The organism is Arthrobacter sp. P1_B4 (assembly GCF_056406555.1).
This window is the reverse complement of sequence record NZ_JBFTZW010000002.1, coordinates 1-15,021: the sequence shown is the minus strand read 5'-3', so window position 1 is coordinate 15,021 and position 15,021 is coordinate 1. Positions and strand designations below refer to the sequence as shown.

Genomic DNA, 15,021 nt, shown 5'->3' with positions numbered 1-15,021 from the left:
GCATGCGCCGGGACGGCAATCCGGGCTCAGCCTGGGCAGCGGTCACGCCGCGCTGGCGTCTTCTGTTCCGTGGGCATGGCCTGGCCGGAGGACCTTCAGCGCGCCGGACCACGCGATCACCTGGTCAAACAGGATCTGCAGGCTCTTTTCCGCGGCCGCCGTCGGGATGAAAGTGCGGTAATTCGCGAATTCCGTGGCCAGGGGCAGCGCCACCTGGGCCCGGACGTCGGCCATCTGCAGCTCCGCGGACACTCCGCGGAAGTGTTCGACGGCGCGGATGCCGCCGCTGCTGCCGTAGCTGACAAACCCGGCCGCCTTGTTGTTCCACTCCTTGTAGAGGTAGTCCACAGCGTTTTTCAGTGCGCCGGGAATCGAGTGGTTGTACTCGCCCGTGACGAAGATGTAGCCGTCGAATCCGTCGACAGCTTCGGACCAGGCCTTGGTGTAGGGCTGGCTGTACCGGCCGAAGGAGGGTGGCAGCGGCTCGTCCAGCAGCGGAAGATTAAAATCGGCGACGTCGAGGACGTCAAAGGTGGCATCGCCGCGTTCTGATGCCCGGGCACTTACCCAGTCGGCGACGGCCTTTCCGAGGCGACCGGGCCGGGTGCTCCCGAGCACGATAGCGATGCGGATCATGGCGGGCTCCTTTCCGGAAGTAATGTTTGCCCACACTCAGAACAACAAAACGAGGGGCTCGAAACTTCCGCGCCGCCGTGGGCCCCGCGGGTTCAGGGGCTAACGCTCGGCACGTCGATGGTCCGGCAGGATCCGTCCGCCGCGCAGCACGGCCACGAGGTCGAAACCCGGGTCGACGGCGATGATATCCGCGCGCATTCCCGCCCGGAGGGCGCCGATCTCGGCCTCCAGGCCCAGGACACGGGCCGGGACCAGGGTGGCCGCCGCTACGGCGTCGGCCGGACTCACTCCCGCCGCGATGGTGGCGCGGACAACCTCCAACAGGGTCGCCGTTCCCCCGGCAAGGGCGCCGTTGCTCCGCAGGGTGGCCACGCCGTCGTGCACCACCACATCCGCGGGGCCGAGTTCGTAGTCGCCGTCGGGCAGCCCGGTCGCCGCCATGGAGTCCGTCACCAGCGCGATGCCCCCGGCTCCGACCAGGTCAAAGACCATCCGGACCGTCTCCGGGTCGAGGTGGACGCCGTCGCCGACGAGCTCGACGACGACCGTGCCGGCGGCCGCCAGCCGCAGGCACGCGGCCGCCGGTCCGGGACTCCTGTGGTGCAGGGGAGGCATGCCGTTGAACAGATGGGTCACCGTGGGCCGGGCGCGCGGCCCGAAGGCCCCGGAAGCCGCGCCCCCGCGGATGAGGTCCGCGGCCTCCGCCAGTGAGGCCGCGGCCACGGGGGCAGCGGCATCGGTATGGCCCAGCGAGGGGATCACCCCGTGGTCAGTGAGGATCCGGAGGAGCTCACCCGCGCCGGGCAGTTCGGGGGCGTACGTCATGGTCCGCAGGGCTCCGCCGGCCGCCGCCACCAGCCGCCGGAGCAGCGCAGGGTCGGGGGCGCGGAGCCAGTGCGGGTCCTGCGCGCCGGAGCGGGCGGCGGAGAGGAAGGGTCCCTCGCAGTGCACGCCGGCGATCAGTCCCTCGGCCGCCAGGACCTTGAGTACGCCGAGCGACCCCACCAGCTCATCTTCCGGGGCCGTGACGAGGCTGGCCAGGAGGCTGGTGGTCCCGTTGCGGTGCAGGAAGTCCACGGCGGCCCGGCAGGCCCGGTCGTTGCCGGCCGGGAATCCGCCGCCCGCGGCGCCGTGGCAATGGAGGTCGACAAGCCCGGGAAGCAGGGAGCTGCCGGGCGGCAGCGGGAGCTCCTCCGCACCCGGGAAATGTGCGGCGTCAAAGCCGTCGCCGGGTCCCGCGTAGGCGATCAGGCCGCCGTTCACCGCCACCACGCAGCCCGGTGTGCAGTCGCCGTCCGTGATGAGGGCACCCCGCAGGATGTAGGCAGGGGCGGCGGCTTCGCGGTCCTCGAGGGGCAGGATCATGCTGCCAAACCTAGCGCAGCACGACCGTCCTGTTGCCCTGGAGGATGACGCGTCCCTCGCAGTGCCAGCGGACGGCGTTGGAGAGCGCCTTGCACTCGGTGTCGCGTCCGGCGGCCACGAGGTCCTCGGGCCCGAAGGTGTGGTCTACTTCCACCACCTGCTGGGCGATGATCGGCCCCTCGTCCAGTTCGGCGTTGACATAGTGGGCTGTGGCGCCGACCGTCTTCACGCCCCGGGCGTGCGCCTGGTGGTAGGGCTTCGCGCCCTTGAAGCTGGGCAGGAAGGAGTGGTGGATGTTGATGGCGCGGCCATCCAGCTGGCGGGTGAGGTTGTCGCTGAGGACCTGCATGTAGCGGGCCAGGACCACCAGTTCAACGTCCATCCGGTCGATCAGTTCCAGGAGCCGCTGCTCGGCCGCGGGCTTGGTGTCCGGGGTGATGGGCACATGGAAGAACGGGATTCCGTGCCATTCGACGGTCCGCCGGTGATCGGGATGGTTCGAGACGACGCCGACGATCTCGATGGGCAGTTCACCGGTGCGGGCCCGGTACAGCAGATCGTTGAGGCAGTGCTCGAACTTCGAGACCATGATCAGGACCCGCCGTTTGCTGCCGTGCCGCCGCAGGTCCCAGCGCATGCCGAATTTGTCGGCGACCGGAACGAAGGCTTCCCGAAGCGTGTCCAGGGTTGTTTGGTCCCCGGTCGAGGCGAAGTGGAGCCGCATGAAGAAATGGCCGTCCAGTTGTGAGTCGAACTGTTTGCTTTCCAGGATGTCGCAGCCCTGGTCCAGCAGGAAGCCGGAAACGGCGTGGACGATCCCGCGCGTTTCCGGGCAGTCCAGGGTCAGGATGTGCTCCACGGTTTCGGTGCTCTGGTTCTCGGCCATGGTCAGCACTCCACGACATTCACGGCGAGGCCTCCGCGGGAGGTTTCCTTGTACTTGGTTTTCATGTCTGCTCCTGTTTCGCGCATGGTCTTAATGGCCTTGTCCAGCGAGACTTTATGACTGCCGTCCCCGTGCAGGCACAGGCGGGCGGCGTTGATGGCTTTGACGCTGGCAATGGCGTTGCGTTCGATGCAGGGGATCTGCACCAGCCCGCCGACGGGGTCGCAGGTCAGACCGAGGTTGTGTTCGATCCCGACTTCGGCAGCGTTTTCCACCTGTTCCGGGGTGCCGCCCAGCACTTCGCAGAGCCCCGCCGCCGCCATGGAGCACGCCGATCCGACTTCACCCTGGCAGCCGACCTCTGCCCCGGAGATGGAGGCATTGATCTTGAACAGTATCCCGACGGCGGCCGCGGCCAGCAGGAAGCGCACCACGCCGTCGTCGTTGGCGCCGGGGACGAACTTGACGTAATAGTGCAGCACGGCCGGCACAATGCCCGCGGCACCGTTGGTGGGCGCCGTGACGATCCGGCCCCCCGCGGCGTTTTCCTCGTTGACGGCCAGCGCGAAGAGGTTTACCCATTCCATGGCGAGCAGCGGGTCGGCAGGGACCTGGACCGGCGATGGGTTCCGGGCGTCCGCCTCGGCGCTGACGGCGGATGCTGCCAGCGTCCGAAACAACGACGGGGCGCGCCGTTTGACGTTCAGCCCACCGGGCAGGATTCCCTCGGCAGCGCAGCCGTTTTCCACGCACTGGCGCATGACCGCCCACAGGGCCAAGAGCTTCTCCCGGAGGTCGGCTTCGGTGCGCCAGACGAGTTCGTTGGCCAGCATGACGTCGGAGACGGACTTATTCTCTCGATGGCATATTTCGAGGAGTCCGTCAGCTGTTGTGAACGGGTAGGGCAGCGCCGTGTCGTCGGCCACCACGTGGTCGGCGCCTTGTGCATTGCCATCGACGACAAAGCCGCCCCCAATCGAATAGAAGCTCCGTTCGCTGAGGACGTCGCCGGCGCGGTCAAGGGCCCGGAAGGTCATGCCGTTCGGATGGGCGGGCAGCGACTTGCGGCGGTGCAGGACCACGTCCTCATCCCAGTTGAAATCCACCCGGTGATGGCCGGCGAGCTGCAGTTCCGCATCCAGGGCAGCGGCTGCCACCTGGTCATCCGCCGTAGCGGTGTCCACTGTCTCGGGGTCCTGGCCCTGGAGGCCCAGGACGACAGCCTTGTCCGAACCGTGGCCCCGGCCGGTGGCGCCGAGGGAACCGAACAGCTCGGCCTGCACCCTCGCCGTGGAACTCAGTTGCCCGTCGCTCTTGAGCCCGTCGGCGAACCGCTTGGCCGCCCGCATCGGGCCGACCGTGTGGGAGGAGGACGGCCCGATGCCAACAGAAAACAGGTCGAGGACGCTGAGCGCCATCAGGGGACCTCGGTGGAGGCATATTCGCGCATGGCGTCGAGGAGCCAGCGGCCGAGGAACTCCGCGAAGGATGCCCGCGGGAAGATCCGGTAGGTCTCGTCCCCGGTCTTCCACAGAACGACGGGGATGCCGCCGATTTCCGTGGACAGGGCCGTTCCGGGCTGGAAGACGCGGGGGTGCAGGTCCAGGGCGCAGCCCTTCTCCAGCACGGCACTGGCCCGGGGTCCGGAGAGCTCGAGCGTGGTGCGGTTGGCGGAGAGATCGACCACCTGGCCCTGGCCGTCACCCAGTGCTGCGATGAGCGTCCGGGGGAGCTCACCGCCCAGGCTTTCGTGGGATTCGGCGGGGGCCACGAGCAGGAATTCTGCCGGGCCCAGCCACAGCACTGCGGTGTCGCCGCTGCCGCGGACTTCCCCGGAAGCGGAGGGCAGGCCACCTGTGAGGGCGCCCAGCCGCTGCCCTGCGTCGCCGGCAGGATCGACCCGGAGCCCTGCCATGGTCAGGAACGGCACCTCGCGCAGCTCCACGGTGCCCGCAACGGATCCCGCTTCAAAAGCCGTTCTCAGGAGCGACGCCGGACTCTTCCTGAGGGTCTGGATCTTCTTGGAATTTTCGAGTGCTGCAGTGTCAGCCATCTTTGCGGGCCCCTTCAGAGTCAAATAGTACGGTTTCTGCGACGATTACGTCCACGAGTTGGTCGCCGGCGGCGGCCACCAGGGTCTCGCCAATGCGGTTGCGGCCGTTCTTGATCAGGGCCAGGGCAAACGACCTGCCCAGCGCCGCACTGTGGTAGCTCGAGGTCACGAATCCCTGCATGGGCACGGGGCCGTAGGCGGGGTTGACGGTGATGCCCTGTTCCACCAGTTGGGTGCCTTCGGGGAGCCGGATGGTGCCGTCCACGGGGAGGACGCTGACCAGGTGTTTCCGGTCGGTGCGGCCGGCGTCCTTGCGGGTGTAGGAGCGTTTGCCGATGAAGTCCTTGACCTTGGACACGACCCATTCCATGCCGGCGTCCTGCGGTGTCACGGTCCCGTCAGTGTCCTGGCCGACGATCGGGTACCCCTTCTCCGCGCGCAGCACGTGCATGGTCTCGGTGCCGTACGGGGTGATGTTGAACTCCGCGCCGGCCGCCGCCACGGCTTCCCAGGTGCTCAGCCCGTACCAGGACGGGATGTTGATTTCGTAGGCCAGTTCGCCGGAGAACGAGATCCGGCAGACCCGGGCCTGGACACCGGAGGCCAGGGTGGTCTCCCGGAATGTCATGAACGGGAAGGCCTCGGCGTCCAGGCCGCCGTCGGCTGCCAGTTCCGGAGCCACTTTGGCGAGAACGGCGCGGGATTTCGGACCGACGACGGCGATCGTGGACCACTGCTCCGTGACGGAGGTGCAGTGCACATCCAGTTCCGGCCATTCGGTCTGCAGCCATTCCTCCAGCCAGTCCAGCACCTTGGCCGCGCCGCCGGTGGTGGTGGTCATGAAGAAGCGGTCCTCGTCCAGGCGCAGGGTGACGCCATCGTCGAAGATCATCCCGTCCGGGGTGCACATGACGCCGTAGCGGGCCGAACCCGGAGCCAGCTTCTTGAACGCGTTGGTGTAGATGCGGTTCAGGAACTCGCCGGCGTCCTTGCCGCGGATCTCGATCTTGCCCAGGGTGGTGGCGTCCATGAACCCCACGGATTCCCGGACGGCGGCGCATTCACGGAGCACCGCGGCGTCCATGTCCTCGCCGTCCTGCGGGTAGTACCACGGCCGCTTCCACTGCCCGACGTCTTCGAAGAGGGCTCCCTGGGCGACATGCCAGGGGTGGATGGAAGTGAGGCGGGCGGGGTCGAAGAGTTCGCCACGCTGGCGTCCGGCCAGGGCGGCAAACGCCACGGGGGTGAAGGGAGCACGGTAGGTGGTGGTGCCAATGTCGCCGATCCCACGGGACGCTTCGCCGGCTGTCCGGAGCGCGGCGGCGATGACGCCGATCGCGTTCACCCCGGAGGTCTTGCCCTGGTCGTTCGCGGTGCTGATCGAGGTGTAGCGCTTGATGTGCTCCACGGACCGCATGCCGGCACCGGTGGAGCGGAGGACATCGGCCACGGACTGGTCGCGCTGGAAATCCACGAAGTGGTGGTGCCAGTCATCCGGGCCGCCGTCCTGCCCGGGTACCAGCCAGAGCTGGCGGGTGGGGGCGGCGGCCTTCGGCTCGCCAAGTACTGACGGTTCGACGGCGGACTCGAAGCCCGCGGCGATGACCGCCGCGGCCCCGGCGGAGATGCCTTCGGCCACGCAGTCGTCGAGGTCGAAGCTGCCGCGTCCGGATCCGGCCACCTGCTGGTTGGGGACCACGCTGTTGGGGACGAAGGCGGCGAGGTCTTCGTCCCAGCGGAGCCTGCCCTGGCGCTGGGAGTGCAGGTGCACCACCGGTGACCAGCCGCCGGAGACGGCCAGCAGGTCGCAGGCGAGGTGTTCGATGCCCGAGGTGAGTTCGCCGGCGTCGTTGATGCTCCGGACGGTGACGCCGAGGAGCCGGCCGTCGCCGGAGTCAGCAGCGGTGGTGTTGGCGACGGCGCTGCCGATCAGCACCCGCGTTCCCGCGGCCGCAGCTGCGGAAGCGGTTTCGCTTAGCTGTGCACGGGCGTCTACGACGGCTTCGACCCGGATGCCCGCGGCGCGGAGGTCGGCGGCCAGGGCGTAGGCGCTGTCGTTCGTGGTGCTGATGACCACCCGGGAACCTGCGGCGACGGCGTAGCGGTTGAGGTAGGTGCGGACTGCGGACGCGAGCATGATGCCGGGGCGGTCGTTGTTTTCGAAGACCAGCGGGCGTTCGTGGGCGCCCGGGGCCAGGATGACCTGGGCGGCCCGGATGTGCCAGATCCGCTGGCGGGAAACACCGGGGGCGGCCGGGGTCAGGAGGTGGTCGGTCCGGTTCTGGGCCGCAATGACGTAGTTGGAGTCGTAGGAGCCGAAGGCGCTGGTGCGGTTCAGCACCGTGCATTCGGCCGCGGAGATCAGTTCGGCTTCAACATTGGCCACCCATTCCAGGGCGGGCTGCCCTTCGATGCTCTCGACGAGGGCCGGATCCGTGGAGCCGGACAACAGCGAGCCGCCCAGTTCGGGCTGGTCGTCGATAAGGATGACCCGGGCGCCGGAGCGGACGGCCTCGCGGGCCGCGGCCAGGCCTGCCGGTCCGCCACCGACCACCAGGACGTCGGTGTGGACATACTTCTTGTCGTATTCGGCGTGGTCCTCGGCCGGGTCCAGCTTGCCCAGCCCGCTGAGCACTTCGGCGCTGAGGCCGTCCACCAGGGACACCGTGGTGGCGGGGAGCATGGATTCGGCCACGTGGCCCGGGAACCGGGCCGCGACCTTGACCAGGGCGTTGGATTCCTCGACGCCGGCGGACATGATGCCGCGGGGCCGGCTCTCATACAGGGAGTCACCCGCGCGGAGCCGGCCGTTGGCCAGCAGGGCGGAGGCGAGGGTGTCGCCGGGGTGGCCAGTGTATTCACGGCCGTCCAGGGTGAAGCGCCACGTGACGCTGCGGTCGATGCGTCCGCCGGTGCTAAGACGCGCGGGCTGCGGCTGAGCGGTCATTTGACTGCTCCTTCCGGGGAGACGGGGCTGGTGACGGTGGGGGCTGTGGGGCCTGTGGCGGGCCGGAGCTGACCCATCGGGTAGACGGCCTGGATGTCGTAGGTGACGGTGTCGCGGAGCATGTTGAACCATTGCCGGCAGCCGGTGCTGTGCAGCCAGCGTTCGGCGAAGGCACCCTTGGTGTTGTCGCGGTAGAACAGGTACTCGGCCCATTCGCGGTCCGTGAGCTCTGCCGGGTTTTCGGGGTAGGCCACGTGGGCCTGTCCGCCGTAGTGGAATTCGGTCTCGTCGCGGGGACCGCAGTTGGGGCAGGGAATCAGGAGCATGTCCTTACCTCTTTCTAGTGGGCCACGGCGGCAGCGCCGTGTTCGTCGATCAGGGCGCCGGTTTCGAAGCGCTCGAGTGCAAAGGGCTTGTTGAGTTTGTGCGGTTCTCCGGTGGCGATCGTGTGGGCGAACGTCAGCCCGGCCGCCGGTGTGCCCTTGAATCCGCCGGTGCCCCAGCCGCAGTTGACGAACATGTTTTCCACCGGGGTGGTGCCTACGATCGGGGAGGCATCCAGGGTGGTGTCAACGATCCCGCCCCAGGTCCGGAGCACGTGGGCCCGGGCGAAGATCGGGAAGAGTTCGACGGCGGCTGCCATCTGGTGCTCGATCACGTGGAAGGATCCGCGCTGGCCGTAGCCGTTGTAAGAGTCCACGCCGGCGCCCATGACCAATTCGCCCTTGTGCGCCTGGGAGACATAGACGTGAACGTGGTTGGACATGACCACGGTGGGGTGGACGGGCTCGTGGAGCTCCGACACGAGTGCCTGGAGGGGGTGGGACTGGATGGGAAGCCGGAACCCGGCCATTTCGGCAAGCACCGAGCTGTGCCCTGCGGCGCACAGGCCGACCTTCTCGGTGTGGATCGTGCCGCGGGTGGTCTTGACCCCGGTGACGCGGTTGCCGTCCTTGACGAAGCCGGTGACCTCGCAGTTCTGGATGATGTCCACGCCCAGCTCATCGCATTTGCGGGCGAACGCCCAGGCGACGTGGTCGTGCTTGGCGATGCCGGCGCGCGGCTGGTAGGTGGCGCCCATGACCGGGTAGCGGATGTTGTCGTTGATGTTCAGGATGGGGCAGAGTTCCTTGACCTGCTGCGGGTCCAGCCACTCGGCGTCGACGCCGTTGAGTTTGTTGGCCCCGACGCGGCGGACGCTTTCGCGGACGTCGCCCAGGGTGTGGGCCAGGTTCATCACCCCGCGCTGGCTGAACAGGAAGTCGTATTCGAGTTCTTCGGGCAGGATCTCCCAGAGTTTCAGGGCGTGCTCGTAGATCGCCGCACTCTCGTCCCAGAGGTAATTGGAGCGGATGATGGTGGTGTTCCGGGCCATGTTCCCGCCGGCCAGCCAGCCTTTTTCCAGGATGGCTATGTTGGTCATCCCGTGGTTCTTGGCCAGGTAATACGCCGTCGCCAGTCCATGTCCGCCGCCGCCCACAATCACGGCGTCGTAGCTCTTCTTGGGGTCCGGGTTGCGCCAGAGGAAGTCCGGGTGCTCCGGCAGGTGTTCGGTGGTCATTGTGCTGCTCCAATCAGTTCTGCCTCAAGCCCGGTCGCCGGCGTGCCGGTGCCGAGATGCGGGTAAAGGGGGAACCGGTCCGCGAGGGCGCTGACGCGTCCACGCAGTTCAGCGGCGGTTTGGTCGCTGAGTTCGTCCCCGGGCGCCTGCGAGATGAGGGCGGAGGCGATGATGTCCGCCACCTCGGTGAACTCCGCGGCACCGAAGCCGCGGGTGGCCAGGGCGGGGGTGCCGATCCGCAGCCCGGAGGACACCATGGGCGGGCGGGGATCGAAGGGGACGGCGTTGCGGTTGACGGTGATGCCGATCCGGTGGAGCCGGTCTTCGGCCTGCTGCCCGTCCAGTTCCGAGTCCCGCAGGTCCACCAGGACCAGGTGCACATCGGTGCCGCCGTTGACCACGGAGATCCCGGCCGCCGCGACGTCGTCCTTCAGGAGCCGGGACGCGAGGATCCCGGCGCCTTCGAGCGTGCGCTCCTGGCGTTCCTTGAACTCCGGTGACGCCGCGATCTTGAAGGCCACGGCCTTGGCCGCGATCACGTGTTCCAGCGGGCCGCCCTGCTGGCCGGGGAACACAGCGCTGTTGATCTTGCGTGCGTACTCCTCCTTGGCCAGGATCACGCCGCCGCGCGGTCCGCCGAGGGTCTTGTGCGTGGTGGTGGTGACGACGTCGGCGTAGGGGACCGGGTTCGGGTGAAGCCCGGCGGCCACGAGGCCGGCGAAGTGTGCCATGTCCACCATGAGGTAGGCGCCCACGAGATCGGCGATGCGCCGGAACTCGGCGAAGTCCAGCTGCCGGGAGTAGGCGGACCAGCCGGCCACGATCATCTTGGGCCGGTGTTCAAGGGCCAGGGCCTCCACTTCGGCCATGTCCACCAGGTGGTTGTGCTCGCTCACGTGGTACGGGACCACGTTGTAGAGCTTGCCGGAGAAGTTGATCTTCATCCCGTGGGTGAGGTGGCCGCCGTGGGCCAGGGCCAGTCCCATGATGGTGTCGCCCGGTTCCAGGAGGGCAAACATGGCGGCGGCGTTGGCCTGCGCGCCGGAGTGCGGTTGGACGTTGGCGTACTCGGCGCCGAACAGGGCCTTGACCCGGTCGATCGCGAGCTGTTCGATCACGTCGACGTGCTCGCAGCCGCCGTAGTAGCGCTTGCCCGGGTAGCCCTCGGCGTACTTGTTGGTCAGCACCGAACCCTGTGCCTCCATGACCCCGGCGGGGGCGAAGTTCTCGGACGCAATCATTTCCAGGGTGGACTGCTGGCGCTTCAGTTCGTGCGCCACGGCCTCTTCGACCTCGGGATCGACTACGGAAAGTCGCTCGTTCAACTGCTCAACCACGGTTGCTCCTTTGAAATACCACTATTGCTATGACTGATATATCAGTGTGAGAACAATGGTATGATTGAGATCACACCAGAGTCAATAGCTGGAAGCCAAGTGGAACCAGGCTTCCGGTTGAAATCCAGAAACGTTGAAATCCAGAAACGGAGCCGAGCTGTGAATGCACTCACCGTCCTGCCGCCCGCAGAGGACGAAGCCATCTCCCAGGCGGAGGCCGCGTACAGGCAGTTGCGCGACAAGCTGATCATGCTCGAAATCCGGCCGGGCGAACCCATCAATGACGGGCAGCTCGCCGCCGAGCTCGGGTTCGGCCGTACTCCAGTGCGCGAAGCGATCAAGCGGCTGGAAGTGGACCACCTGGTGGTTTCATACCCGCGAAGGGGAACCTTTGCCACCACCGTGGACTTCACGGAACTGGCCGATGTCTCGGAAATCCGGGAACTGCTGGAACCCCTGGCGGCGCGGCGGGCGGCAACGCGGGCCAACGCCGCCATGCGCCGCGAACTGCTGGATGTCGCCAAGACCATTGCAGAACTGGCCCCGAGCCCAGCAGAGTCCCGGGAGCTGATGCGCTACGACCTGACGGTGCACCGCCTGATCTACCGGGCCGCAGCCAACCCGCACCTGGAGGATACGCTGATCCGCTACGACAATCTGGCCACGCGCATCTGGTGCCTGGTCCTGGACAAGGTCCCCTCGGTCAGCGGCCACATTAGCGAGCACGTGGAGCTGCTCAAGGCGGTGGCCGAGGGCGACGCGGACAGGGCCGGCGAACTCGCCCTGCACCACGTCACCAGCTTCGAGGAGACCATCCGCAAGGTCCTCTAGGTCCGGACGGGGGACCCTCCCGCCGAGGTCGCCGGAAGCGTGCGGGCTCGCCTTAAGCTTCCGGCGAGCCCGCACGTGACCGGCGACTTCGACCACGACGGGCGCCCGAGTCGCCGCCGCAGTGGATTAGAGTTCCGGAACTTCAGCCGTTTTTCTTCCAGCGCTTCGGCCACTTCACGTTCATCAGGAGCAGCCCCAGCAGGAGCGAATCAACGGTCATGATTGCGGCCATGAGATAGGCCCACCCGGCCATCATGGCTCGACCGCCGACCGGCGGCCTGAAGTGCGCGTACGTACCAGAATGCCCATGACGATCTCCTGACGTGGATCCCCCCAGTCACTCGATAGTCCACTTAGTGTGCCACCGCGCCGGACTGGGCGGAACCGCGGCGCCGTCCGGCTCAAGCATTCCCCAAGTTGACGGACACATCGCTCAATTTATGCAACACCGTTTCGTTCATTGCAACTATTGTTGTGCGATCCGGCTGGGTGCCCGCGGCGCTGTCTTGGTGCCTTATCCAGATTGATCCGCGTAAGAGAAATCACAAAAAGCATTGACTGTGTCATGCGTCACGCCTAATCTGGTGCAACAGCGTTGCACTGATTGCAACTCCCAAAACTCTTTGGTGGACACATGAGTAACGAAAATTTCTCCCCGTCGACACTTGCGGGGTCGAGCAGCCCAGAGTCGAATAGCGGGCATGGCAGTACTTCCTCCGGACAGGCCACGGTGAGCGGCCGGGCGGCCCCGGGCGGGCACGATCCCGCAGTCAGCAAGGAAACCCGACGGCGGGTGGTCGCCGCAAGTTTCATCGGAAACTTCGTCGAATGGTTCGACTACGCCGTCTACGGCTACCTGGCCGCAACCATCGCCGCGGTCTTCTTCCCCGAGTCCAATCCCCAGACCGCGCTTCTGCTGACTTTCGCCCTCTTCGCCATCTCGTTCCTGGTGCGGCCGCTCGGCGGCTTTGTTTGGGGCCACATCGGTGACCGGGTGGGGCGCCGGACCGCGCTTTCCCTGTCAATCCTGATCATGTCCGGAGCGACCTTCTGCATCGCCCTCATCCCGGGGTACAACTCCATCGGCATCTGGGCGCCGATCCTTCTCCTGGTGGTGCGCGTCGTCCAGGGCTTCTCCGCCTCGGGCGAATACGCCGGCGCGTCCGCCTTCCTGGTGGAGTATGCCCCGGCCAACAAGCGCGGCCTCTACGCAGCGGTGGTTCCGGCCAGCACGGCCGCGGGCCTGCTGCTGGGTTCCCTGCTCGCGGGCCTTTTGACCATCCTGCTCACCGCCGAGGCGATGCAGAGCTGGGGGTGGCGCCTGCCGTTCCTGCTCGCCGCCCCGATGGGCCTGATCGGACGCTACATCCGCACCAAGCTCGAAGACACCCCGGTGTTCCGCGAACTGGCAGAGGAGGATCATGCCATCAAGGCCCCGGTATCCAGCCTCTTCCGGAACCACTGGCGGTTGCTGCTGAAGGCCGTCGGAGCAGTGCTGCTCAACGCCGTCGGGTTCTACGTGATCCTCAGTTACATGCCGACCTACCTGTCCTCGGAACTGGGACTCGGCGCTGCCGAATCTTTCCTGGCCACCACCATCGCACTCGTGACGTACATCGGGTTCATCTTCCTGACCGGAATGCTCTCGGACCGCTACGGCCGCAAAAAGGTCCTCATTGCCGCCTCCTTGAGCTTCATCGTGCTGACCGTGCCGGCCTTCGCCCTGCTGGGCACCGGGAACTTCCTGGTGATCGTCCTGGTCCAGATCCTGCTGGGCGGCATGCTCACGCTCAATGACGGCACGCTTCCGAGCTTCCTGGCGGAAATGTTCCCCACCCGCGTCCGCTACAGCGGCTTCGCCGTCAGTTTCAATCTCTCCAACGCGCTCTTCGGCGGCACCGCGCCGTTCATGGCGACCCTCCTGATCGCCGCGACGGCCAATGCCCTGGCGCCTGCCTGGTACCTCGCCGGCGCCGCGGTCATCTCCCTGATCGCCGTAGCGCTCTCCCGGGAAACCAGTAAAGAACCGCTGCGCCACGAGTAGTCCCGGCCGACGCCCACATTTTCCCTCCTAAGAAATCAAACCGCAGAAAGGCACCACCATCATGACCATCGCAACGTCCAACAACGCTTCGTCCATCGCCGAACTGGAGCGACTGAAAGTCCTGCACAACGGGCAGAAGGAAGAGCTGACCTTTTCCAACGCCGAATTTGAGCGCCGGCTCGGCGGACTGCGCCGTATCATGGCCGATAAGGACCTGGACGCCGTCGTCCTGACCAGCTACCACTCCATTAAGTACTACTCCGACTTCCTCTTTACCTACTTCGGCCGGTCCTACGCCATGGTGGTCACCAAGGACGACACCGTGACCGTCACGGCCAACATCGACGCCGGCATGCCGTGGCGGCGCAGCTATGGCGACAACGTGGTGTACACGGACTGGCGCCGGGACAACTACATCTTCGCCATCCAGGAGGCGCTGCGCACCCGCGGCATCAACCCCCGCCGGCTCGGCGTCGAAGACGATTCGCTCCCGCTGGACAACCGCAACAAGATCCAGGCGGCCTTCGCGGGAGCCACCCTGGTGGACGTCGCCCAGGCGGCGATGCGCCAGCGGATGATCAAGTCGGCCGAAGAGATCGAGGTGATCAAGCACGGGGCCCGCATCGGTGACCTGGGCGGCGAAGCCATCCGCAACGCCATCACCGCCGGCATCACCGAATATGAGGTCGCCCTGATCGGCACCGAAGCCATGGTCCACGAAATCGCGCGGACGTTCCCGGACTCGGAAATCCGTGACACCTGGGTGTGGTTCCAGTCCGGCATCAACACCGACGGCGCCCACAACTGGGCCACCACGCGCAAGATCCAGGAGCACGACATCCTGTCCCTGAACTGCTTCCCCATGACCTCCGGCTACTACACGGCGCTGGAGCGCACCCTGTTCTACGGCGAACCCGACGCCCGCTCCCTTGAGCTGTGGAACATCAACGTGGAAGTCCACAAGCGCGGCCTCGAGCTCATCAAGCCCGGAGCTGTCTGCAAGGACATCGCCGCCGAGCTGAACGAGATCTACGTCAGCCACGGACTTCTCGCCAACCGGACGTTCGGCTACGGACACTCCTTCGGCGTCCTGAGCCACTACTACGGCCGCGAAGCCGGACTGGAACTCCGCGAGGACATCGACACCGTGCTCGAGCCCGGCATGGTGGTCTCCATGGAACCCATGATCACCGTCCTGGACGGCCAGCCCGGCGCAGGCGGCTACCGTGAGCACGACATCCTGGTGGTCGGCGAAGACGGAGCCGAGAACATCACGAAGTTCCCGTTCGGCCCCGAATACAACATCATCGGAGCCTGAGGCGCCCAGACCCCCTGAAGGCAGGACCCAGAAGCGGSGCCAC

12 protein-coding genes are annotated in these 15,021 nt (G+C 66.7%); 3 read left to right on the top strand and 9 right to left on the bottom strand.

From position 1 onward, the window contains the following. Window positions 1-42: 42 nt before the first annotated feature. The 9 genes from AC1D1W_RS01315 to glyA form a co-directional block, all read right to left on the bottom strand. Window positions 43-636 (bottom strand): NADPH-dependent FMN reductase, encoded by a 594-nt coding sequence (locus AC1D1W_RS01315; protein WP_476942739.1) that lies wholly within the window; start codon window positions 634-636, stop codon window positions 43-45. 99 nt (window positions 637-735) lie between these two features. Beyond that, window positions 736-2,001, bottom strand: coding sequence for an N-acetylglucosamine-6-phosphate deacetylase (locus tag AC1D1W_RS01310; RefSeq protein WP_476942738.1), 1,266 nt, complete (start codon window positions 1,999-2,001; stop codon window positions 736-738). Between the two features lie 10 nt (window positions 2,002-2,011). Continuing rightward, window positions 2,012-2,887: a formyltetrahydrofolate deformylase gene (purU, locus tag AC1D1W_RS01305; protein ID WP_243178245.1), complete on the bottom strand. Its 876-nt coding sequence runs from the start codon at window positions 2,885-2,887 to the stop codon at window positions 2,012-2,014. A 2-nt stretch (window positions 2,888-2,889) separates the two neighbouring features. Next, complete coding sequence (locus tag AC1D1W_RS01300; protein WP_476942737.1) at window positions 2,890-4,305, bottom strand: L-serine ammonia-lyase; 1,416 nt, start codon at window positions 4,303-4,305, stop codon at window positions 2,890-2,892. Further along, window positions 4,305-4,940, bottom strand: a complete 636-nt coding sequence (locus AC1D1W_RS01295) for a sarcosine oxidase subunit gamma (protein WP_243178247.1) — start codon at window positions 4,938-4,940, stop codon at window positions 4,305-4,307. Before AC1D1W_RS01295 ends, AC1D1W_RS01300 begins: the two co-directional genes overlap by 1 nt. Next, the gene (locus tag AC1D1W_RS01290; RefSeq protein ID WP_476942736.1) at window positions 4,933-7,887 is read right to left on the bottom strand and encodes a 2Fe-2S iron-sulfur cluster-binding protein; all 2,955 of its coding nucleotides are present in this window, start codon (window positions 7,885-7,887) and stop codon (window positions 4,933-4,935) included. The genes AC1D1W_RS01295 and AC1D1W_RS01290 overlap by 8 nt, the downstream gene beginning before the upstream one ends. Beyond that, window positions 7,884-8,213 carry a sarcosine oxidase subunit delta gene (locus AC1D1W_RS01285; protein WP_028278136.1) on the bottom strand — a complete coding sequence of 110 codons (330 nt, stop codon included), beginning with the start codon at window positions 8,211-8,213 and terminating at the stop codon, window positions 7,884-7,886. Before AC1D1W_RS01285 ends, AC1D1W_RS01290 begins: the two co-directional genes overlap by 4 nt. 14 nt (window positions 8,214-8,227) lie before the next feature. Then, the gene (locus AC1D1W_RS01280) at window positions 8,228-9,448 is read right to left on the bottom strand and encodes a sarcosine oxidase subunit beta family protein (protein ID WP_476942735.1); all 1,221 of its coding nucleotides are present in this window, start codon (window positions 9,446-9,448) and stop codon (window positions 8,228-8,230) included. Next, complete coding sequence (glyA, locus tag AC1D1W_RS01275; RefSeq protein ID WP_308197223.1) at window positions 9,445-10,785, bottom strand: serine hydroxymethyltransferase; 1,341 nt, start codon at window positions 10,783-10,785, stop codon at window positions 9,445-9,447. The genes AC1D1W_RS01280 and glyA overlap by 4 nt, the downstream gene beginning before the upstream one ends. Before the next feature lie 159 nt (window positions 10,786-10,944). Between glyA and AC1D1W_RS01270 the strand changes: the two genes are divergently transcribed. From AC1D1W_RS01270 to AC1D1W_RS01260, 3 genes are all read left to right on the top strand, one after another. Beyond that, window positions 10,945-11,616 (top strand): GntR family transcriptional regulator, encoded by a 672-nt coding sequence (locus AC1D1W_RS01270; protein ID WP_223914767.1) that lies wholly within the window; start codon window positions 10,945-10,947, stop codon window positions 11,614-11,616. A gap of 634 nt (window positions 11,617-12,250) precedes the next feature. Next, window positions 12,251-13,660 (top strand): MFS transporter, encoded by a 1,410-nt coding sequence (locus AC1D1W_RS01265; protein WP_476942734.1) that lies wholly within the window; start codon window positions 12,251-12,253, stop codon window positions 13,658-13,660. A 61-nt stretch (window positions 13,661-13,721) separates the two neighbouring features. Continuing rightward, the gene (locus tag AC1D1W_RS01260) at window positions 13,722-14,978 is read left to right on the top strand and encodes an aminopeptidase P family protein (protein ID WP_028275925.1); all 1,257 of its coding nucleotides are present in this window, start codon (window positions 13,722-13,724) and stop codon (window positions 14,976-14,978) included. Window positions 14,979-15,021: the final 43 nt, after the last annotated feature.